The sequence below is a fragment of the Pseudoalteromonas sp. D15MCD-2 genome, assembly GCF_038562745.1.
Classification (GTDB): Bacteria; Pseudomonadota; Gammaproteobacteria; order Enterobacterales; family Alteromonadaceae; genus Pseudoalteromonas.
This window is the reverse complement of record NZ_JBCFQE010000002.1, coordinates 82,814-103,303: the sequence shown is the minus strand read 5'-3', so window position 1 is coordinate 103,303 and position 20,490 is coordinate 82,814. Positions and strand designations below refer to the sequence as shown.

The 20,490-nt window shown below is 42.0% G+C and carries 20 protein-coding genes and 1 pseudogene; 10 read left to right on the top strand and 11 right to left on the bottom strand.

Annotated features, from left to right (window positions below; translation table 11 throughout):
* Window positions 1-179 precede the first annotated feature (179 nt).
* From AADY36_RS17200 to AADY36_RS17185, 4 genes and pseudogenes are all read left to right on the top strand, one after another.
* The gene (locus AADY36_RS17200) at window positions 180-434 is read left to right on the top strand and encodes a YfhL family 4Fe-4S dicluster ferredoxin (protein ID WP_054562570.1); all 255 of its coding nucleotides are present in this window, start codon (window positions 180-182) and stop codon (window positions 432-434) included.
* Window positions 435-542: 108 nt separating this feature from the next.
* Window positions 543-1,322: pseudogene (locus tag AADY36_RS17195) on the top strand (PAS domain-containing protein); the annotation flags it as partial.
* A gap of 99 nt (window positions 1,323-1,421) precedes the next feature.
* On the top strand, window positions 1,422-1,862 hold the full coding sequence (locus AADY36_RS17190) for a methyl-accepting chemotaxis protein (protein WP_432212408.1): 441 nt from the start codon (window positions 1,422-1,424) through the stop codon (window positions 1,860-1,862).
* A 197-nt stretch (window positions 1,863-2,059) separates the two neighbouring features.
* Window positions 2,060-3,376: a methyl-accepting chemotaxis protein gene (locus tag AADY36_RS17185; RefSeq protein ID WP_239964423.1), complete on the top strand. Its 1,317-nt coding sequence runs from the start codon at window positions 2,060-2,062 to the stop codon at window positions 3,374-3,376.
* Window positions 3,377-3,378: 2 nt separating this feature from the next.
* Here the strand turns inward: AADY36_RS17185 and AADY36_RS17180 are convergent, their stop codons facing one another.
* Both AADY36_RS17180 and AADY36_RS17175 read right to left on the bottom strand, forming a co-directional pair.
* Entirely contained in the window at window positions 3,379-3,630 is a 252-nt protein-coding gene (locus AADY36_RS17180; RefSeq protein WP_054562567.1) for a TIGR03643 family protein, read from the bottom strand.
* 45 nt (window positions 3,631-3,675) lie between these two features.
* Window positions 3,676-4,560: a LysR family transcriptional regulator gene (locus AADY36_RS17175; protein ID WP_342409323.1), complete on the bottom strand. Its 885-nt coding sequence runs from the start codon at window positions 4,558-4,560 to the stop codon at window positions 3,676-3,678.
* A 102-nt stretch (window positions 4,561-4,662) separates the two neighbouring features.
* On the opposite strand from AADY36_RS17175, the gene AADY36_RS17170 reads away from it, so the two are divergent.
* From AADY36_RS17170 to AADY36_RS17160, 3 genes are all read left to right on the top strand, one after another.
* Window positions 4,663-5,292, top strand: a complete 630-nt coding sequence (locus AADY36_RS17170) for an NAD(P)-dependent oxidoreductase (RefSeq protein ID WP_054562565.1) — start codon at window positions 4,663-4,665, stop codon at window positions 5,290-5,292.
* Window positions 5,293-5,360: 68 nt separating this feature from the next.
* Complete coding sequence (locus AADY36_RS17165) at window positions 5,361-6,383, top strand: Kelch repeat-containing protein (protein ID WP_055021589.1); 1,023 nt, start codon at window positions 5,361-5,363, stop codon at window positions 6,381-6,383.
* On the top strand, window positions 6,380-7,099 hold the full coding sequence (locus AADY36_RS17160; RefSeq protein ID WP_054562563.1) for an SIR2 family NAD-dependent protein deacylase: 720 nt from the start codon (window positions 6,380-6,382) through the stop codon (window positions 7,097-7,099). Before AADY36_RS17165 ends, AADY36_RS17160 begins: the two co-directional genes overlap by 4 nt.
* Window positions 7,100-7,132: 33 nt before the next feature.
* Here AADY36_RS17160 and AADY36_RS17155 read toward each other — a convergent pair whose 3' ends face one another.
* Window positions 7,133-8,725: a carboxylesterase/lipase family protein gene (locus AADY36_RS17155; protein WP_342409322.1), complete on the bottom strand. Its 1,593-nt coding sequence runs from the start codon at window positions 8,723-8,725 to the stop codon at window positions 7,133-7,135.
* A 194-nt stretch (window positions 8,726-8,919) separates the two neighbouring features.
* Between AADY36_RS17155 and AADY36_RS17150 the strand changes: the two genes are divergently transcribed.
* Window positions 8,920-10,236, top strand: a complete 1,317-nt coding sequence (locus tag AADY36_RS17150; RefSeq protein WP_055021591.1) for a methyl-accepting chemotaxis protein — start codon at window positions 8,920-8,922, stop codon at window positions 10,234-10,236.
* A gap of 52 nt (window positions 10,237-10,288) precedes the next feature.
* On the opposite strand, the gene AADY36_RS17145 is transcribed toward AADY36_RS17150, so the two are convergent.
* The gene (locus AADY36_RS17145; RefSeq protein WP_239963833.1) at window positions 10,289-11,287 is read right to left on the bottom strand and encodes a DUF4382 domain-containing protein; all 999 of its coding nucleotides are present in this window, start codon (window positions 11,285-11,287) and stop codon (window positions 10,289-10,291) included.
* A gap of 229 nt (window positions 11,288-11,516) precedes the next feature.
* Here AADY36_RS17145 and AADY36_RS17140 point away from each other — a divergent pair, with 229 nt between their 5' ends.
* Window positions 11,517-11,957 carry a hypothetical protein gene (locus AADY36_RS17140; protein ID WP_055021594.1) on the top strand — a complete coding sequence of 147 codons (441 nt, stop codon included), beginning with the start codon at window positions 11,517-11,519 and terminating at the stop codon, window positions 11,955-11,957.
* Between the two features lie 36 nt (window positions 11,958-11,993).
* Here AADY36_RS17140 and AADY36_RS17135 read toward each other — a convergent pair whose 3' ends face one another.
* The 6 genes from AADY36_RS17135 to AADY36_RS17110 form a co-directional block, all read right to left on the bottom strand.
* Window positions 11,994-13,682, bottom strand: a complete 1,689-nt coding sequence (locus AADY36_RS17135) for a methyl-accepting chemotaxis protein (protein ID WP_285221033.1) — start codon at window positions 13,680-13,682, stop codon at window positions 11,994-11,996.
* Between the two features lie 98 nt (window positions 13,683-13,780).
* Window positions 13,781-14,290 carry a GNAT family N-acetyltransferase gene (locus AADY36_RS17130; protein ID WP_342409321.1) on the bottom strand — a complete coding sequence of 170 codons (510 nt, stop codon included), beginning with the start codon at window positions 14,288-14,290 and terminating at the stop codon, window positions 13,781-13,783.
* A 3-nt stretch (window positions 14,291-14,293) separates the two neighbouring features.
* Window positions 14,294-15,637: an N-succinylarginine dihydrolase gene (gene astB, locus AADY36_RS17125; RefSeq protein WP_342409320.1), complete on the bottom strand. Its 1,344-nt coding sequence runs from the start codon at window positions 15,635-15,637 to the stop codon at window positions 14,294-14,296.
* Between the two features lie 48 nt (window positions 15,638-15,685).
* Entirely contained in the window at window positions 15,686-15,916 is a 231-nt protein-coding gene (locus AADY36_RS17120; RefSeq protein WP_054562555.1) for a helix-turn-helix domain-containing protein, read from the bottom strand.
* Between the two features lie 545 nt (window positions 15,917-16,461).
* Complete coding sequence (locus tag AADY36_RS17115; RefSeq protein WP_342409319.1) at window positions 16,462-17,475, bottom strand: zinc-binding alcohol dehydrogenase family protein; 1,014 nt, start codon at window positions 17,473-17,475, stop codon at window positions 16,462-16,464.
* Window positions 17,476-17,731: 256 nt separating this feature from the next.
* On the bottom strand, window positions 17,732-18,163 hold the full coding sequence (locus AADY36_RS17110; RefSeq protein WP_055197371.1) for a MarR family winged helix-turn-helix transcriptional regulator: 432 nt from the start codon (window positions 18,161-18,163) through the stop codon (window positions 17,732-17,734).
* Between the two features lie 123 nt (window positions 18,164-18,286).
* Between AADY36_RS17110 and AADY36_RS17105 the strand changes: the two genes are divergently transcribed.
* Window positions 18,287-18,715, top strand: coding sequence for an organic hydroperoxide resistance protein (locus AADY36_RS17105; protein WP_054562552.1), 429 nt, complete (start codon window positions 18,287-18,289; stop codon window positions 18,713-18,715).
* 27 nt (window positions 18,716-18,742) lie between these two features.
* Here AADY36_RS17105 and AADY36_RS17100 read toward each other — a convergent pair whose 3' ends face one another.
* Complete coding sequence (locus AADY36_RS17100) at window positions 18,743-20,476, bottom strand: GMC family oxidoreductase (RefSeq protein ID WP_054562551.1); 1,734 nt, start codon at window positions 20,474-20,476, stop codon at window positions 18,743-18,745.
* Window positions 20,477-20,490: the final 14 nt, after the last annotated feature.

Below are 20,490 nucleotides of genomic sequence, written 5' to 3'. Positions count from 1 at the left end.
TGGGGTAAAGTAGAATGCGCGACCGCTTTTGTAATGGCTGCTCATAAACAGAGTGTGCTACGAATTGTGTTATTATTTATCGAATATTTTTTAAACTAAGCTTGTTTGAAAAATATATGTGTTACATACCTACTCATGTAACTATTTGTTTTATAGTGATTTATGTTCGAGGGCATTAAATGGCATTACTCATCAATAACAAATGTATTAACTGTGATATGTGTGATCCTGAGTGCCCGAATGAAGCTATTTATATGGGCGCGAAAATATATCAAATAGACCCAAATAAATGCACTGAGTGTGTTGGGCATTACGATAACCCTACATGTGTTAGTGTGTGTCCTATTGATTGCATTAAGCCAGATCCAAATCATCGTGAAACTTTAGATGAGTTGGCTGAGAAATACGTTAAATTGACCTCTCAAGCTTCTTAGTTAAATCACTTTTCTTAATTCTTTTTGCTTATCTTAAAGTAGCGCCCTGCGATAATTGTTCTACAATTTTATGAACAACAACACGTTAATAAAAAATCAGGGCGTTTTATGTGGTTTAGTAAATCCTTACAGGCTGAAATTGATACGTTAAAAGCTGAGCTTTATCCGCTAAAAGATCTCACTTCGGGTATTGATGAAGAGATGTTGGTGCTTAGGCTGCGTGCAGATGGCACGATGGCTTATATTAACCAGAACTTTTTAGATGAATTAGGCTACTCGCATAACCAGCTAATTGACTCACCCTTCCAAGATATTATTACTGAACAATCTCGAAATACTGACCAGTTTGTAGAGCTAAAAAACGCCATTGAAAATCAACAGCATGGAGTAGGGCACTTACAAATAACTCGCTATGACGGCAAGCTTGAGTGGCTCCGTTTGATTGCACACCCGGTACACACAGAGCAAGGTGAGCTCAATTACTTTGCTATTTACGGCACTGTGCTTACCGATGCAATTTCTACTTCTCGTGAACAGCGCGATACTATTAATGCCATCTATCGCTCAATGGCGGTTATTGAGTTTGACTTAGAGGGTAAGGTTATTAACGCAAATGAACCGTTTTTAGAGAGCATGGGTTATAAGAGAGAGGAGATAGTAGGAAAGCACCACAGTATGTTTTGTGAGCCTGAACTTGCTGAGTCAGCTGAGTATGAGAAGTTTTGGCAGCGCTTAAAGCGTGGTGAGTTTGTTGTTGATCGGTTTAAACGTGTTGACCGTCATGGCAATGAAGTGTGGCTTGAAGCTTCATACAACCCCATTTCAAATGATTTTGGTGAGCTTTACAAAGTGATGAAGTTTGCCACTGTGATCACTGAGCAAGTTAATCGTGAACAGGCAATTTCTCAAGCGGCCGAAATTGCGTATGGCACATCAACCGAGACCGATAAACTGGCTCAACAAGGGGCTGAGGTGTTACAAAACACCATGACGGTGATGAATGAATTAGCCCAGCAGATGGAGCAAGCAGCCCAAGAGATTTCAGCACTTGATAAACAGTCACAGCAAATTGCAGCTATTGTGCAAAGTATAAGTAGCATTGCGGAGCAAACGAACTTGCTGGCGCTAAACGCAGCAATTGAAGCTGCTCGTGCCGGTGAGCAAGGACGAGGTTTTGCGGTGGTGGCTGATGAAGTCAGACAGCTTGCTTCAAGAACATCAAAAGCCACCGAAGAAATTGTTGAAGTGGTAAATAATAATCAGTCACTTACGCAAAATACAGTAAAGGTTATTGAGCAAGGTAAGGTGAAAGCTGAGCAAGGCGTGTCTTTATCAAATGAGTCTGGTCAAGTGATGGAAGACATACAACACGGTGCGCAGCAAGTGGTTGATGCAGTTGGGCAATTTGCAAACCAACTGAATCACTGACAAAAAGCCTACTCAGTTAGGCTTTTATAATGCTATTTAATTAAATCATTTCTTATTTTGCCTCAAGAAACTTCCTATTGTTTTGAAAGCCAGTATTCATCCAACTTTTTTACGCTAAAATCATTTGGCGGTACAGAAGTTAGTAGTTCTTATCGAGCTACTCTGTGATGATTTTGGTATTAAAGGTGGGATGATTTATGTTTTTTACCCAACCATTGAAAGAAAGGATAGCTCAGTTAGAAGATGAATTGTTTCGTGTATCTCAAGTGAAAGATACATTAGATAATAGAATGTTTACGCTGGAACTCGATAGGGAAGGTCATATCACGTTTGCCAATACGCAAGTATTAGCAGAACTCGGCTTTACAGAAGCACAACTAATAGGAAAACCTCTGCTTGATTTGGTGCCTAGCAGCGCCAAAGACGCAAAGCATTATCTTCATTTTAAACGAGCTATTTTAGATAAATCAGCATGGTTCGGTGCTGTTCAACTTTTAAATACGCAGGGCCAGCATGTTTGGTTAAGAGTATTTTTCCATCCAATTTTAAATAAACAGCAGGGCTTTGAAAAGTTTGATCTTCACGCCAGTGTGCTGACCCGAACAATTGAAACATCGCAAGAAAATAAAGACTTAGTGAAAGCAATTAATCGGTCTATGGCGGTTATTGAGTTTGATTTAGATGGCCATGTTTTAAAAGCGAATGAGCAATTTCTAGCGGGGGTTGGTTATACAAAAGACGAAATTATCGGTAAACATCACCGTATGTTTTGTGAACCAGCTGAAGCAAACTCAACTGGCTATGCTGAGTTTTGGCAGAAATTACAAAAAGGCCAATTTATCTCGTCACGATTTAAGCGGGTGAATAAATTTGGTGAATCCATTTGGTTGGAGGCGACTTATAATCCGGTTTTTAACGAGCAAGATGTGCTTTATAAAGTCGTTAAGTTTGCCACCGTCATCACCGAACAAGTGAATCTAGAAATGGCTGTGTCTCAAGCGGCGGATATTGCCTACAGCACATCCACTGAAACCGATAAAGCAGCAAAGCAAGGTGCCACCGTTTTAGATGAAATGGTTCATGTAATGGACGATTTAGCGAAGCAAATGGAACAAGCTGCAGCTGAAATGGCTGAGCTCGATAAGCAATCGCAACATATTTCTGCCATCGTACAAAGTATTAGTAGTATTGCAGATCAAACAAACTTACTGGCGCTTAATGCTGCCATTGAGGCGGCTCGTGCAGGTGATCAAGGCCGAGGCTTTGCGGTGGTGGCTGATGAAGTAAGACAACTTGCTTTAAGAACCTCTAATTCGACAGTCGAGATTGTTGATGTTGTAAAACAAAATAGGTCTTTGACTAAACAAACGGTTGAAGTTATCGAATTAGGAAAAGCAAAAGCTGAACAAGGTTTTAAACTTGCTTCAGAGTCTGGTAGCGTGATGAGCGACATTCAACATGGCGCTCGAAAAGTGGTAGATGCGGTTGGGCAGTTTTCACAAAAGATAAAATAACTTTATCTATGTTTATATTGGGTTTTACAGTAACCACGGGATATATCTGGATGGCGTATTTTTAAGTGTTTGGTTTGCCTACCCGCTGCGCGTTTTCGCCAAAGTTTAAAACTCGAGCTTGTTAATTGCTCACGCATTAGCGCGATAACGCTTTTTTCATTTAAACCAAACTGTTGGTTTATTGCTTCAAACGGGGTTCTATCTTCCCACGCCATCTCTATGATGCGTGATATTTCATGATCTAAGTGCTGCATTACGGCTCCTTTTTGTAGCTTATACGTATTTGCAGCAGGTTTAGATTATAAAATATCGTGTTGCCAGTGCTCTGCTAAAAAGTCGATGAACGCTCTGGCCACATTTTGTTGGAAGTTACGTGATAAATACACTGCCCATAAGTGAGAGCCCATAGTAGTATGCTCAGGCAGTACTTTAACAAGCTCACCTGATGCCAAATAGTCATTGGCGAGATCACATGGTAGGTGAGCTACCCCGATTCCTTGTTTCGCTGCTTTTAAAAGCACCCCCATATCGTTGGCAACAATGTTGCCCTTAACCGTGACTTTTTGTGTGTTGTCGTCGTGTTGAAATTGCCAAATAGTGTGTTTGTTATGAACAAGGCAATTATGTGCGGTTAAGTCACTCGGCTCATTAATCGGTGGGTTCGCAGCTAAATAATCGTTAGAAGCACATACTGCGGTTGCGATATACATTAGCTTACGGGCAATAAGACCTTCATCGGGCTGGTGGATGTAACGCAAAGCGATATCAACGCGGTCATCAACCAGCTGCGATAAACTATCTGAAAGTAACAGTTCAAAGCGCGTCTGAGGATGGCGCTTGGTGAATACTTCAATGGCATCAAACAGTTTATGTTGGCCAAGCCCAATCGGAGAGGCAACTCGAATGGTACCTACCAATTCATTGTTATGGCTGTGTGCTCTGCTTTGTAAATCAGACACTTGATTTAATATTTGCTGGCAATAGCTAAGGGCTTCTTCGCCTTGAATTGTTAAACTTACTTTGCGTGTTGTGCGATGAAACAATCTTAAATTTAGCCACTTTTCTATATCTTGAATATGTCTAGAAACTTGTAATCGGCTTAAACCTAAATGCTCTGCAGCCTGAGTAAAGCTGCCGGTACGGGCAACCTCGACAAAGCTAGTAATTGAATTGAGTTTATCCATTGGTATCTTCAAGTGAAACAATGTGTATCTATATAGTGTATTTATCAGTAATTAGTGAACAAGTAAACTGCATTCATTGAAACAAACAACGGAGAATTCCTCATGAAATTAGCAGTTATTGGCGCAACAGGTTGGATTGGCAGCCACATTACTTCAGAAGCAATCGCACGTGGTCATCAAGTAAATGCATTAGTTAGAGACGCAAGTAAAGTAACCCAAGATAACGTTACTGTGACTGAATTTGATTTAACTAAAGACGATATCGCAACTGCAGCTGCAGGTAGTGATGTTGTTATTGCTGCAATTGGTGGTCGTGCTTTAGGTAACCATGAAATTGTGGCAAATACAGCAAAACAATTACTAAACGCACTTGCAGGTACTAACACACGTATTTTATGGGTGGGCGGTGCAGGTAGCTTAGAAGTCGCACCCGGTGTAACACTGGTATCAAGTCCAGATTTTCCTACTGAATACAAAGCAGAAGCCATAGCTCAAGGTGAGGCACTTGATGTGTTTAGAGCCTCAAAAGTAGATACAGCTTGGACTTTTGTATCACCAGCTGCGGTCATTTACCCTGGTGAGTCAGAAGGCCCGTACCGTGTTGGTGGCGACAGCTTCTTTACTGATGCAAAAGGCGAAAGCAAAATATCAGTCACTGATTATGCTAAAGCGATGCTTGATGAAGCACAATCGGCCGCTCATTTAAATCAACGTATTAGTATTGCTTACTAATAGCGAGCCTTTCTTCAGGCTCATAAAATGGTATTCTTAAACTATGTGTTAAGTTACCTATTTAATTTATGAGCCTGTTATTTTCTATTGCACTTGCAACCATACCTGCCTTACCTGAACCCGTCGCGAACAATGCTGTTGCCAAAGTTGTTATTGATGAACAAGCCTACTTTTTAAGTTTTATGGGCTTGAGCTCAGGCAAAGCACATACAGATGTTCACAATAAAGTGTGGGTCCTTAAAGTGGGCGATAAGGCGTGGCAAGCAGCTAAAGCCGTACCAAGTACGTTGCCCCTTACTGGCCGTTTGGCGAGTACCGCAGTGGGTGTGGGTAAGCATGCCTATGTATTTGGTGGGTATACCGTTAGCGCCGATCATCAAGAAATCTCTACACCCGATGTATATCGCTATGATGTGCTCTCTAATTCATATACGCAACTGGCCAATATGCCTGTGCCGGTGGATGACAGTGTGGCGCTTTCGTACCAGCAGCGTTATATCTATTTAGTCAGTGGTTGGCATAATGATGGGAATGTAAACCTTGTACAAGTGTATGATACGCATACAGATACTTGGCAACAGGCTTCGCCATTTTTAGGTCAACCGGTGTTTGGCCAAGCGGCGGCAATTAGTGGGAACACTATATTGGTGTGTGATGGCGTTAAAACACAGGCGAATGCTGATAAACGTCGTTCTTTCGCTGCGGTTGCACAGTGTTTAAAAGGTACGATTGATGCAAATAACCCATTAAAGATAGATTGGCGTACCGTGCCACACCCAACAGGTGTTGCCCATTACCGTATGGCAGCAACCAGTTTTAATGGCGACATTTATATGATGGGCGGCTCTGATAACCCATATAACTACAACGGTATGGGGTACGATGGTAAACCAGCGCCAGCGAGTGATCATGTTTGGCGCTTTGATGTTGATAAAAACACGTGGCATTTAATGCCAAAGGCCGATACCGCGAGCATGGATCATCGAGGTTTATTAGAGCACCAAGGAAGTTTGTATCGTCTTGGTGGTATGGATAATAATCAACAAGTGACAGCCGATGCACTTGGTTACAAGGTAAAGTTATCTCTATGAATACACTCTATATTACTGGGGCAGGTGTGAGTGCCGCTAGCGGTATACCGACCTTTCGTGGCGAAGATGGTTATTGGACCATTGGCAGCAAAAATTATACGCCGATGGAAATGGCAACACGTGCTATGTACGAAAATAATCCCCGCGAATTTTTAGCTTGGTATTATCATCGTTTTGCAACCTATCGCCATCACGGTCCCAATCAAGTGCATCATTGGTTGAGTGATAAAAATCTCATTACGCAAAATATCGATGGCCTTGATGGTAAAGCAGGTAACACCGATTTTATTGCTATTCATGGTCGCTTAGATCAAATGACACTGTTTCACCATCAAGGTGACGATGTGATGGCTTTTAACGCGCCGTGGGACAAAGTCAACGAAGACAACCTCCACAACTCACTGCTCGAGGTTTTTAATATTGATAATGAAAGCCCCAAGCTTAACGAATCGTTTAAGCCTTACGTGCTGTTATTTGACGAATACTACACTGAACTTTATCGAATTTCAGAGGCGCAACAGCGTATGCTCGATGCTGATAAAATCGTCTTTATCGGCACCTCTTTTAGTGTCAATATAACGCAAATGGCACTCGATATTGCACGTAGCCAAGGCACGCCAATTGAGGTGGTTGACCCGGATCCTACTCATGTATTTCATCCTAATGTGACATACCACAAAATGACAGCGCTTGAGTATGTTCAGCAGCAAGGGTAAAAATAAGGCGCTTATATTAAGCGCCTTATTTGATTACTTTTCAGCTTTTGTTTCTGTGATGTTTAACCGAGCTTGTAAGGGATCCGGTAAAAACTCTGCAGTCCCTGATTTACTCATTTTCAGTATAAAAGATTCATCATTTTTATATGCTTGCCAAGTCGGTAAACCCGGGCCATTTGGTGTGCCTAATTTAATAAAATTCGTCACATAACGGTGCATTATTTTAGAGGCTTGCTTATCTTGCTCAGTGGTTACATGGCCATATTTCGCTGCCACAGTATTAAAAAAGTACGGAATTTCGCTGGCGTGCTCTGCACCGGGTTTATCTAAAGTTTGCGCCACATAACCAAAACGATATAAAAAGGCATTGTTACCCATATCTGTCACACGTTTTGCAACGAACCTTGCTGGCTCTTGCATCAAAGCATCTTGCCCAACTTGGTAATTGAGTAAAGGCAATGGCGTTTCGCCGCTTGCATCGTAAGTCATTTTTGCTTGTGTACTGTGCGGAGCAAAACTTGCGAATAGCGCCTCTTTAGAAGCAAAATTAGCAAAGCCTAAATCCATATCTGTTGTACCGACCATGGTCGCAACATGGCTAAACGTGCCTTTACTCAAGCGCGCTTCTGTCGCCGAATTGATGATGGTGCCATCAATAATTGGCCCGCCAACGTACGTAGGTTCAACATCATTTTGTCGGTTTAATGTGCTCAGATTTAGGTCATCAACCACGTCTTCGGCAGATAACTCACGTAGTGCAGCAAGGGCATTTTCATCACTGCCTAAAATGGTGTGTTGTTTGGCAAAGTTTTCGCCAATTTTTTCGGCACTTAATACGGTGTCATCATCACTAGTTAGAGGCAACTGCTTAAAAAGCTCTCGTCCGCCCGCTGACATAATAATCGCTTGCTGGAATAAGCCATTAGCAGCAGGTGTTTGCATCATCGCATGTACCGATGCGCCTCCTGCAGATTCACCCATGAGTGTCACTTTTGCAGCATCACCACCAAATTGAGCAATATTTTGTTTAACCCATTCAAGGGCCGCAATTTGATCCATTAAAGCGTAGTTGCCAAGCGCATCGTTCTCAAAACGACTAAGAGCAGGGTGCGCAAAAAAGCCAAATCGGCCTAGGCGATAATTAAAGCTAACAAAAATAACCCCTTGTTTAGCAAAACTTTCACCAGAGTAAACTGCGGGTGATGCACCACCATTTACAAAGCCACCACCGTGTATCCATACCACAACAGGGTAAGGGGTATCGCTGTGTTTAGTGGGTTTAAATACATTTAAATAAAGGCAATCTTCCGAAGGAGTTGTTGTAAGCGGTGCAGCGTCGGCTGCAAACGGCTTTTGCATACAGTCAGGCGCGTAATCGTTAAGTACTTTTACATCTTGCCACTTAGGAACAGGCTCTGGTGCTCGCCAGCGTAACTCTCCCACCGGAGCTGCAGCATACGGAATGCCTTTATAGGCAATAAAACGCCCTTCTTTTTGCCCTTGGATAAGCCCGCCAGTGACGGCGATTTGATCTGATTGAGGCTGTTCTTGGCAGCCTTGCAAAAATACGGCAGAGCCTAATAGAAAAGATGAGTAAAAAATTGATTTGAGAATACGCGATGTCATAACAAAGCCTAGGCTGTTTGGGTAAGGCTTATAATATTATATATTTGCTCAATGTTTAAGAAGAAAGCGCTTTAGTGTAAGAACAGGCAGTTGGTTAACCTGTTAATCATTAAGAAAAAAGAACCATTTTGTAATTCTATTTCTTATGCTACTGAGCTAATATTTATTTAACGACCCTAATAACTGGTGTTTCAATGTGGTTTAGTAAAAATAAAGATCAACTCATTGATGCCTTGCAGCATGATGTTGATAAAAGTCAGCAATATTTAGCTGGGATCAGAGAAAATATTGCTTATATCGAATTTACACCAGATGGAACTGTTCTCGAAGCCAATGATTTGTTTTGTAAAACAATGAAAGTGCAAGCTGGCGATATTATTGGTCAGCATCATAGTAAGTTTTGTGCGCCTGAATATAGCAGCTCAAAAGAGTATCAAACGTTTTGGCAAGATATTGCTAGAGGCCAAGCAAAGTCGGGGGTTTTCTCGCGCATAAATGGTGCCGGCGAAGATATTTGGCTGCGTGCAACCTATTTTCCTGTTCGCGGTGATGATGGCAAGGTGCGCTGTGCAATTAAGTTCGCTTCAGAAATTACTAAAGAAGTCGAAAAACTTGATGAGATGTCGGCAATCTATGATGCCGTTAATAAAAGCACTGCGATGATCCGCTTTACGCCGGATGGTCATATTATTTCTGCGAATGATAATTTCTTAAATGTTGTAGGTTACAGTCTTGCTGAAATTCAAGGTCAGCATCACAAACTGTTTTGTTATGACGACTTTTATCAAAAGAACCCCAACTTTTGGCAAGATCTTGCAAACGGGCGCATTTTCTCTGGGCAATTTTCTCGTAAAAAACGTGATGGCAGCCCACTTTATTTAGAAGCAACCTACAACCCTATTTTTAATAAACAGGGTAAAGTGACGCAGATCATTAAGTTTGCATCTGATGTCACCGCCAGAGTTAACAGCACCGAAGAAGTTAAACATGCAGCAGAAAATGCCGGCCACACGTCTGAAGAGACCTCGCAAGTTGTGACGAATGGTCAGCAGCGAATTTTAAGTAGTGTTGCGTCATCAAAAAAAGTGAGCGAGCAGGTTCATCAAACTCGTGAACTGTCGGATGTGTTAGCGCAGCAGTCATCACAAATAGGTGAAATTGTAACCACCATTAATAGCATCGCAGAGCAAACAAACTTACTCGCCTTAAATGCAGCGATTGAAGCTGCCAGAGCCGGGGAGCATGGTCGTGGCTTTGCGGTGGTTGCCGATGAAGTAAGAAATTTATCGCAACGTACTTCTGTGTCGACCAGTGAAATATCAGGCCTGATTGGAAAGACGCAAGAAATCGCAGCAAAAATGACGGCTCTTATCGAAGAAATCGAAGCTCTGTCTGGTGAGTCTCAGCAAAATGTTGAAGAAGTCAGCATGATCATGGAAGACATTAAAACCGGTGCAGATAAAGTGGTGGATCAAATATCTGAAGTAATTATTCGTTACGACACACTCTAAACAACAAAAAGCCCGCAGTGCGGGCTTTTTAATGGGGGTATTGATTCCAATATTATTCAGAAACAGTGAAAGACACGTCTAAGTCTTCACCCGATGTTACTGTAATTGGTTTTACTTGATAAAGCGTAAATGCTTCGTCTTGCGTTTCAACGTCATCGATATGCGCTGCACAGGTATAAGCAAGTTGGTAGTCACCCGGTTGAATGAACGCAAGTTCAAATTCGTATTGGTTATCTTCGCTATCGAAAACAACATCCGCCGTTGCAAGAGGTGCATCTAATGGTGTTTCGTCTTCGTTAACTTCATAGTTGTCCATTGGCATTTCAACATCGCTGCTGTATAGGTAAACAGCATGACCGAATGAGCCATCTTCTAGTGCGATATCGATATTATCAGTTTCACAGTTAGCGATAAGTACATCGCTTACAGTGCCTTCGATATCTTCAGATTCAGCAAGGTTTTCTAAGCGAACACCGCGTGGTTTTAAGAAGATCTCATCACTATTTTGTGGATCAACTAGTGACTTTTTAAGGTCAAATTCAATAACAAAGTCGTTACCAGCTTGGTTAAGGGTAAAGCCATCAAGTTGGATTTCACCGATACCATCGTTGCCTTTACGTTTAACAACCAGTGGTGCAATGCTGTCATCTTCGTAAACAACATGCGAAGTCATGGTTAAATCGTTTGTGTCACCATTGATAACATCTGCACGGATCCATTGATATTCGCCAGCAGCTACTTCTTCATCTTCTAATAAAGAAAACACATCATCACCTGTGTAGTCTAATAGGTTAACCATTTCAGGCATGGTTTCATCATCATCTTCACGGGTCTCAAAAGTGAACTCTTCACCACCTTGGGTTTTCAATGTGATTGAATCAAACACAACATTAACAGCTTTTAAACCTGTCACTGGTGCATCAGACACACCTAATGTGAACTGTGCAGTTTGCGGCTGAGGATCAACCGAGTCGTTCTTGTCGTCATCTGAGCCACAACCAACAAGTGCAAATAAAACGGCGCTGCTAAGTAATGTAGTTTTAAAGTTCATCATTTCTTCCCTTTGTGTTCTAAAAATTTACTAATAGTGTAATAACTAAAACTTAATGTAACTTGAATTGCTAATAATAAGTTTCGATTAACACCTTTGTACCTTTTATGTAACAAGCTGAAAGCCACGACAAAATATAAATGCAAATTTAGCGTGCTTTTTAAGCAAATCCATTTTTCTTCCACATTTTGCTGACACCATGGCAATAAATAAGAACCTAGGAACGAAAATGAAGGTTATTGACTTGGAAAAGCGCTTTGAGCTTATGAGCTGGGCGTTATTAAGTGCACTTAATGTGCTCTTATTGATTGGCTTTATGAGTAGTAAATCGGAGGTAGGTAATCTACTTTTTAGTTTTTTACTGTGTACTGTTTCTTTACTAATTGCTCTGTTGGTGTTTAATTCAAAGCGTAATTTGACGGTGTGTCGTCATGGTGTGCATTACCGTAATATATTTGGGCAATGCCGCCATATGCATGCAAGACAAGTGCAGTTTATTCACCATTACTCATTTTTTGGTTTACGGTTAGTACTTATTATGGGTGAAAAATATATCTGCATTGCACCGTTTTACAGTCTCAGCGATAAGCAACAACAGCGTCTTAAGCGCTACGATAATGATTTGTTCGATTGGCTAAAGAACTTACAAAAGACCAATGATTTTTGTTAAGCAGGCTGCAATGCCTGCCTAACCATCAATCAGTTATTAGGTTTTATAACGGCTTACATTTTGTTCTAACTGCGTTGCCGTGTCTGTTAGTTCATGCATGTACGATGTGGCTACATCGGTATCATTAGCGGTTTTGTTAGCAATATCGACAATGGTCGTCATGTTTTGATTAATGGCTTCAGACACTGACGTTTGCTCTTCAGCGGCTGTGGCAATTTGTGCATTTTGTGATGTGATGGTGTTAACCGAAAGCAGTACTTCATTAAGCGCTTTTTCGACTTCGCCTGCCTCATTAACACTGGTTGCACTGCCAGATTTGATTGACTGCATAATGCTATTTACAGTTGTTGTTCCTTGCTGTACTTGCTCAATCATTGCCTCTATTTCATGAGTACTATCTTGCGTGCGTTTTGCTAGAGTTCGCACTTCATCAGCCACCACCGCAAAGCCACGACCCGCTTCACCAGCTCGGGCAGATTCAATAGCTGCGTTCAGTGCCAGTAGATTTGTTTGCTCGGCAATGTTTCTGATCACATCAAGCACACTACCAATTTGACTCGATTGTTGATTAAGCTGATCGACCGCATTAGCCCCTTCATCAACTTGTTTGGCAAGGCCATTAATCACTTTCATGGCAATGAGTAATTGGTTGTTAGCTTGTTTTACTAAATGATCGGCATGTTCAGCAGCGGTTGAGGCCTCTTGAGCACTGCGGGCAACTTCCATTGACGCTGCCGACATTTCGTTTATTGCGGTTGCAACTTGTTCACTTTCTTCATGTTGACGATTAATACCTGCGTGCATATTGGCAAGTAGCTCGTTGAGTTTGTGTGACGCTTGATTCATCGATTGCGATGATTGGCGAATATCAATAACCATCTTACCAACGTCATCGGCAAAACGGTTAAACGAACTGCCAAGCTTGCCGAGTTCATCGTCTCGTTTCACCATTAAACGTTGGGTTAAATCGCCATCACCTTGTGATATATCGTTCATTGCTAGTACGGTTGTGTGCAGAGGGCTAGTAATACTGCGCGATACCACCACTGCAATCGCTGCGGTAATTGCAACTGCGAATATTGAAGCGATGACGGTGTTTATAAAGGCATTATCGATACCTTCATTAACACGTTGCTCTGTCACTGCAACTTGTTGCTCAAGGCCACTGATCCAAAAACCGGTTCCTAGCACCCAGTTCCATTTTGGTAGCAAAGCGGCAAAACCGAGTTTAGGGTTTACACTGCCATTGGTATTTTTCCAAGAATACTGCACATAGCCACCGCCTTTCTTCGCAGCATCAATCAGCTCTCGTATCAGATAAACCCCATTAGGATCTTTAAAATCATAAAGGTTTTTACCCTCAAGTGAGGCGTTAACGCCATGAGCAATGTTGACACCTTTTACATCATATACAAACACATAGCCTGTATCGCCAGCATCATCAAAACGCAAATTACGCAAAATGCTTTTTGCTTGGTTTTGTAGCTGTTCAGTATTAGAGCCATCATCTTGTGCGATGAGATGAGCAATCGAACTCATGGCAATTTTTTGATAGTTACTAACTTCTGCTTTTCGGTCGTTTTCCATTTGTGTGGCAAAACTTTCAACGGTTTGTGCACCACTGTGTTTTGATTGCACATAGTTGTAGAGTGTCAGCATAATTGCAATGAGTAGGGGGGGAAGTAGGGCTAGAAAGAGTACCCGTTGCTGTATTGATAGCGCCATTTATCGCTCCTAATAAAATCCGCAGTACTAGTTTAGTACGTTTATAGATTTTTATTAGTCGACTTTATGATTATATCAATTGGCTATAAAAAGCAGATCTAGGCGACCTGCTTATAAAAATACACCGTTGCGTCAAATTCACCGGATGAGCTTTTCGCAAAACCAGGAATCGTGCCAGCTTCAATATAATCGAGTTTGCGATACAAATATGAAGCAGTGTCGCCTTGGCGGGTATCAAGAATTAATAATTGAACACCTAAGATACGGGCGTCGGTTTCTAGGTTATTCATCAATTGTTTTGCTATTCCTTTACCTTGATGTTCGCTGTGCACCATGAGCTTTTCAACCTCGCCGCGGTGAGTGCCATTGGCTTTAGCGCACAAAGAAAGCTGCACTGAGCCAATCACCGTATCACCATCAAGGGCAAGATAAAGCCTACGGTAAGGCGTTGCTAAATCCCCATCGACTCCTTGCCAGTAGTCATGTGCTGACTGTAATGATAGCGGGGCAATAAAGCCGATTGATGCGCCACTGGCAACGCTATCAATCAGTAAACTATTGAGTGATTTAGACACCCCTTTAATAGAGTGTACAGCTTTAATTTTCATTATTTATTCTTGTTGAAATGGATACACAGAGCCTAAGTTAAGTAAGCTGGTTAACTCATCAAGTGCCTGGTAGCTTTCGGTTAAAAGCATTGGATCGGCAAAGTCGTCACTACTTAAAGAGTCACGGTAATGCTTATTCGCCCAACTTACTAATTGGTTATATTTTTCTTCGCTGAATCGTACACCCGGATTGACTGCGGCTAGTTCGTCAGTATTGAGCGCTACACGCAAGCGTAAACAAGCAGGGCCACCGCCATTTTGCATGCTTTGGCGCAAGTCAAAAAAGCGCACTTGCTGAACTGGGTTATCAGCCAAAATCATTTCTTGAATGTAATCGTGAACAGCTTGATTACGCTGACACTCTTTAGGTGCAACCAGCATCATTCTGTCATCACTTAAGGTAATTAATTGGCTATTAAATAAATAGCTGCCTACAGCATCAGTAATGCTCACTTTGTTGGTTGGCACTTCAATAATATGGAGTGGCTTGTTACCTAAGTAAGCTTGTTTAATCTGTTTTAGCGTATCAGCTTGATGTAAAAACGCTTGTTCGTGGCATAAAAGTACATTGCCATTGGCTACAGCGATTACATCGTTATGGAAGACACCTTGGTCTATCACATCAGGATTTTGTTGAATAAATAACTGATTTTCTGGCTTTAGCTGATGTAGACGGGCAATTGCTTGCGAAGCTTCAAGAGATTGTCTTGCAGGAAATTTAACGGGTTTTGGTAAGGCGCTATTAAAGCTACTTGCCCCATAAACAAAGATCTCAAGCCCTGTATCTGCATGGCTGTCGCATAATCGATTATGGTTTGCGGCGCCTTCATCACCAAAAAAGCCTTGATCAGGTAAGTGCGTATGATGGCTAAAGTAACGCTCATCGTTAAACATGGCTTTTAATAAAGCCGTAGTTGTAACGGGCTCTAGCGAGCGGTGAAATTTGTTATTTAAGTTAGCAGCTGTAAAGTGCACTTTGCCATCAAGCGTATCGACTGAAGGCGAGATAGTGCCAGCATTGGCTGTCCACATGGCCGATGCACTATAACAAGCTCGCAGTAAAATAGGGTCTGCTTTAAATGCTTTTTCAATAATTTGGCTATCACTGCCTGAGAAGCCTAAACGCTTTAGCACATTAATGTCGGGGCGAGCATGAGGTGCAAAAATACCTTGTTCTAGCCCTAATTCGTGCATTGCCTTCATTTTTTCAAGGCCTTGAAGCACGGCCTCTTTAGGGTTGGAATGCGAAGAGGCGTGACTTAGTGAAGCGACATTGCCATACGATAATCCCGCGTAATTGTGAGTAGGCCCCACTAAGCCATCAAAGTTTACTTCTACTGCGTGCATACTTAATCCATCATTATTGTGCGTGTATTTTAACCATACAGGAGTTATTTAGCTGAAGCTAGCTAACTCCATTTCTACATTACGTAGACTTTGTTGAAGGCGCTTCTGAGTGGCAATTAAATACGCTTTTTGTTTGTTCTGTTTAACTTGTTGCTGTCGTGCGGCTTTATATAACACACGCTTAGGAATGTCGTACTGCTCAGACGCTTCGGTGATTGTCAGTTGGTGAACCGAAATTTTTTTAAGCGCTTCAATAAATGCGGGGTCATTATTTAACATAGCGACGCTCCAAATCAGCCACATTATGCGGATCGTTTGCTTCATGCATATGCCATGTGCTGATGTCTAATCGCCAAAGTAGATAAAGAGTGTGAAAGAAGTTAGTCACGTTAGTCTCCTTGTTAGTGCCAGTTCATACTCACTATTGGAAGATCTGTGCCAAACCTTTATTAAAATTAAATACATTAAAAATCAATTGGTTAATATTCAGCGGTAAGGGCGTCCCCAAAAACTGGCACTAAAATAGTGAAAGGCAAGCGTAGAATGCACTTTAATGATGCGTGTTTTTATTGTTGAGCAAGGAAGTACGCGATGTAAAATCGCTGCTACTTGCTCGCCCCTCGCTTCTCGTCCCTCGCTTCTCGCTTCTCGCTTCTTTACTCTCGTATCCCGTTTTTCGTAGCAGCGGCTTTATGCCGCGATATTGGTGAGGTAGGAGAGATACGAGAATAAAACGCGATGTGAAATCGCTGCTACATAGTCACATCTCGTAACTTTACTCTCGCTAACTTTCCCCTCGTAACTCGAAACTAATTCATTCCTCGTCACTCAAACCCCTCCAACACAAGCTTTCCGCGAGCTTTATGAGATTCTAAAATCCCATGGGCTTTAATAAGGTTTGCTACGTTTATTTTACCTAAATGCTCACCCAATGTTGTTTTGATTGTGCCGTTATCAACTAAGGTCGAGAGCTCAGAAAGAAGCTGATGCTGGGCAATCATATCATCGGTTTGGAACATTGAGCGGGTATACATAAACTCCCAATGCAACGAAATACTTTTACGCTTTAACTTTAAAATATCAAAGCTTGCAGGGTCGTCGATCAGTGCCAATTTACCTTGTGGCTTGATCACTTCCATAATGCTATCAAGGTGTTGGTCGGTGTGCGTTAAGCTCACTACGTAATCAAATTCATTCAGATCGGCCGCAAGACGTTGCTCGTTAAGGTTTTTGCTATGATCAAGCACATGATCAACACCTAAGTCTTTAAGCCAGTTGGCGCTTTCTTCTCGTGCGGCGGTACCAACAACTGTTAAATTGGTAAGCTGTTTGGCAAGCTGCACTAAAATTGAGCCTACACCACCTGCGGCACCTATCACTAATACAGAGGCTGGCTTATTGCTTTTAGATTTTTCAATCTGTAAGCGGTCAAACAATAACTCCCATGCCGTAATACTGGTTAATGGCAGGGCGGCTGCTTCACTATTACTGAGGCTTGTTGGTGCAAGACCGACAATGCGTTCATCAACAAGTTGCAGCTCAGCATTACTGCCTTGGCGCGTTAAGTCGCCAGCATAAAACACACGATCACCGACATTAAATAACGAAACTTTGTCGCCAACAGCTTTAACGGTTCCCACGGCGTCCCAGCCAATAACTTTGTAGCCATTGCCTGGTGACACATTGGCGCGAATTTTAGTATCAACAGGGTTTACTGAAATTGCTTCTACGGCGACAAGAATGTCGTGACCTGTCGCAACGGGATCAGGTAATTCAATCGCTTGTAATGATGAGTCCGATAACGTTGGGGTTGCTGTAGTGTATCCAAATGCTTTCATGATGGTGTCCGTATTGATGAGTTTTGAACACTATAGCGTATAGAATTATATTAAAAAGAGGTTTAGATACCAGCTCGCAATAATACGTAATCATTTTGAGGGAGCAAACCTGTCGCTACCAGCGTTAAAAATTTCTCATTTAGAACAACTAAATAACGAAATTTTTGCCTTGTTATCAACGAGGTTTTCTTGCCTCAAAAAGCCCACTTTATTAAGCAAGTTGGTATTATCCAAATTCACTTTCAAATAATTTTTGTTAATTAAGGTCACTATTTACTAAATCGAGTAACTCAATCAGTTGCAGTGCTTGTTGTTCGTTAATGCTTGGGAAGCGACAACGAATTTGCGACGGTATATCGGCAGCTTGATCTTGCATCGCCTTGCCTTTGGCTTCGAGCTGCACGAGTCGTTTGCGTTTATCTTGGCTATCTTTGGTGATCGACAACAATGCTTTATCGCTCATTTTTTTCAAAATTTGCGTCATTGCACCACCATCAATGGCGGTTTTTTCAAGTAATTCAGCAATGCTGATCTGATCTTTTTCCCACAGCGCCATCATCACTACGTATTGCGGGTAGGTTAAATCTAATTGATTAAGAGAATCTCTATACGCACGGGCAATCCCATTCGATGCCATATATAAGCGATGGCATAGCTGGTTATCTAATTTTAGCTGTGGGTATTTCATACTCGATCCTCAAAATTCAATACGTGTATTTTAATTTGCATACAAAGTATTTGCAATCCCGAAAAAGCTGGTCTAATATATTTTGCATGCAAAGTATATTTTCACTCAATTAGGAGAGTAATCATGAAAGAACTACAAAGCGTCGCATACACAGCAAAAGCAACAGCAACAGGTGGCCGTGAAGGCACAGCAAAATCAGATGATGGTCGTTTAGATGTGGCACTATCAACTCCTAAAGGGTTAGGTGGTGATGATGGTCAAGGTACAAACCCTGAGCAATTATTTGCAGCAGGTTACGCGGCTTGTTTTATCGGTGCATTAAAGTTAGTGGCTGGCCAAGCAAAAGTTAAATTACCTGCAGATACTCACATTAACTCTGAAGTATCAATTGGTCCTATCGAAGGTGGTTTTGGTATTGCTGTTAAGCTTGCGGTATCGGTAGGTGATCTTGATAAAGACACTGCTCTTGCACTGGTTAATAAAGCGCACGAAGTATGCCCATACTCAAACGCAACGCGTGGTAACATTGCTGTAGAATTATCAGTGATCTAATTGCTATTTATCAAAATAGGCCGTGCTTTATGCACGGCTTTTTTGTTTTTCAGCAATCGATTTTGCTAAATCACCTGAACCAGTAAGCGCTGATACTAGGCCTTCGCGTGGTTCACTAAATTCTATTGGCTTTATCTTGCTTGCTCGGGCTGCATCGAATACCGGCACTTGGCTCATTGCATATTCCGACAATGCGGTAATGGTTAATGATGGGTTTACCCCTAAATTACCCGGTATGATTGAGCCGTCAATAACTCGTAGGTTTTGATAGCCGAACACTTCTCCAGAGCTATCAACTACGCCGTTAGAGGCATCAGTTCCCATGGCGACTCCACTCATTATATGCGCCGTCATTGGGGCACCAAAGAGCACTTCAGATAAGGCTGAGCCCGGCACGCCACCGAGTTTTTCGGCGTAGAGTTTGGTTGCTTCTTCTGCTTTTGGAAAACTAACACTAAGCGGCGTGTCATTGTCTTTTTGCACCGCAGTAATGCCGTTTTTAAATAATCGATACCATTTACGTCGCCATTCAAGGTGAATAAACGCCTCTGATTTTTGCATCACCAAAAATAGAATCGAGCTGCGGGCTTTACCTTTTGGCCGCAAGACTTTGGCTGTTTTTATTGGATGGCGCAGTGTATTAACTAAAAACTTAGCAATACGCTTGAGGCCTTTTCCAGTCACCATAGGAACGTAAGGTAAATATAGCCATGTGCCATCGGCGCCTTCTCTAAAGCGGCAAATTTCAATATTGGTGTCTTTGTCGACCGAAATAAATGAGCTGATCGCAACACCATCATCAACTTTTTTAGTGGTGTTGTTCGCGGTGGTGAGGGTTTCTGAATTAGTGCGAATTTGCTGACCTAGCCAAGCTGAAATATTGGGCAATGTTTTGTCTTTATCGCGCATTTTTAAAAGCAAAGGCACGGTGCCCATGACCCCTGCGCTTAGCACAACGCCACGTGTTGTTAGCGTATAAATATGGCTGTTGCGATGACTGGTATCTTTAATCTTAATTTTGTATCCGGCGCTGCCATCTGCATTGAGCGGGGTGATTTTGATTACTTCAGAGCTGGGTCTTATCTCTACGCCATTGCGCTCGGCAAAGTACAGATAGTTTTTCATTAAGGTGTTTTTGGCATTATGGCGACAACCAATCATGCAGCTACCACAGTAATGGCAGGTATTTCGCCTTGGACCATCGCCATTAAAGTATGGGTCGGGTAGCTCTTTGTTATAGGCTTCGCCGGGTTTTGCAAAAAGTACCCCAGTGTTCACGGTTTTGAATGAGTCACCTTGACCCATCTGCTCGGCAATCTCTTTTAGTGTGTGATCGGCAACATTGGTATAAGTATTTTTGGCACTGCCTAACATGCGCTGTGCAAGGCCATAGTAGGGCTTTAGACTTTCTTTCCAGTCTGATTTTATTCGTGTCCACGCTGGAGATTGAAATACTTCATCATCAGGAATAAGGTGCACATTGGCATAAATTTGTGAGCCACCACCCACACCCACGCCATGCAGCACAGTGACTTTGCTGGTAAACGAAAATTGAATGCAGCCTTTTAGGCCAATTTCTGGCTGCCACATATAATTTTTGATATCTAGGTTGGTCTTTGGAAACTCCTTATCGTCGCGACGTAGGCCTTTTTCGAGTACTAAAACCCGGTTGCCTTTTTCGCTTAGGCGAAGCGCACTAACCGAGCCACCAAATCCAGAGCCTATAATAATTTGGTCAAAATCAAATGTGTGTTGCTGCATTATTATCACCTGTT

Coding starts and splice junctions, on each gene's coding strand:
- AADY36_RS17200 (WP_054562570.1), top strand. CDS start 180: ATGGCATTACTCATCAATAACAAATGTATTAACTGTGATATGTGTGAT.
- AADY36_RS17190 (WP_432212408.1), top strand. CDS start 1,422: ATGACGGTGATGAATGAATTAGCCCAGCAGATGGAGCAAGCAGCCCAA.
- AADY36_RS17185 (WP_239964423.1), top strand. CDS start 2,060: ATGTTTTTTACCCAACCATTGAAAGAAAGGATAGCTCAGTTAGAAGAT.
- AADY36_RS17180 (WP_054562567.1), bottom strand. CDS start 3,630: ATGCAGCACTTAGATCATGAAATATCACGCATCATAGAGATGGCGTGG.
- AADY36_RS17175 (WP_342409323.1), bottom strand. CDS start 4,560: ATGGATAAACTCAATTCAATTACTAGCTTTGTCGAGGTTGCCCGTACC.
- AADY36_RS17170 (WP_054562565.1), top strand. CDS start 4,663: ATGAAATTAGCAGTTATTGGCGCAACAGGTTGGATTGGCAGCCACATT.
- AADY36_RS17165 (WP_055021589.1), top strand. CDS start 5,361: ATGAGCCTGTTATTTTCTATTGCACTTGCAACCATACCTGCCTTACCT.
- AADY36_RS17160 (WP_054562563.1), top strand. CDS start 6,380: ATGAATACACTCTATATTACTGGGGCAGGTGTGAGTGCCGCTAGCGGT.
- AADY36_RS17155 (WP_342409322.1), bottom strand. CDS start 8,725: ATGACATCGCGTATTCTCAAATCAATTTTTTACTCATCTTTTCTATTA.
- AADY36_RS17150 (WP_055021591.1), top strand. CDS start 8,920: ATGTGGTTTAGTAAAAATAAAGATCAACTCATTGATGCCTTGCAGCAT.
- AADY36_RS17145 (WP_239963833.1), bottom strand. CDS start 11,287: ATGAACTTTAAAACTACATTACTTAGCAGCGCCGTTTTATTTGCACTT.
- AADY36_RS17140 (WP_055021594.1), top strand. CDS start 11,517: ATGAAGGTTATTGACTTGGAAAAGCGCTTTGAGCTTATGAGCTGGGCG.
- AADY36_RS17135 (WP_285221033.1), bottom strand. CDS start 13,682: ATGGCGCTATCAATACAGCAACGGGTACTCTTTCTAGCCCTACTTCCC.
- AADY36_RS17130 (WP_342409321.1), bottom strand. CDS start 14,290: ATGAAAATTAAAGCTGTACACTCTATTAAAGGGGTGTCTAAATCACTC.
- astB (WP_342409320.1), bottom strand. CDS start 15,637: ATGCACGCAGTAGAAGTAAACTTTGATGGCTTAGTGGGGCCTACTCAC.
- AADY36_RS17120 (WP_054562555.1), bottom strand. CDS start 15,916: ATGTTAAATAATGACCCCGCATTTATTGAAGCGCTTAAAAAAATTTCG.
- AADY36_RS17115 (WP_342409319.1), bottom strand. CDS start 17,475: ATGAAAGCATTTGGATACACTACAGCAACCCCAACGTTATCGGACTCA.
- AADY36_RS17110 (WP_055197371.1), bottom strand. CDS start 18,163: ATGAAATACCCACAGCTAAAATTAGATAACCAGCTATGCCATCGCTTA.
- AADY36_RS17105 (WP_054562552.1), top strand. CDS start 18,287: ATGAAAGAACTACAAAGCGTCGCATACACAGCAAAAGCAACAGCAACA.
- AADY36_RS17100 (WP_054562551.1), bottom strand. CDS start 20,476: ATGCAGCAACACACATTTGATTTTGACCAAATTATTATAGGCTCTGGA.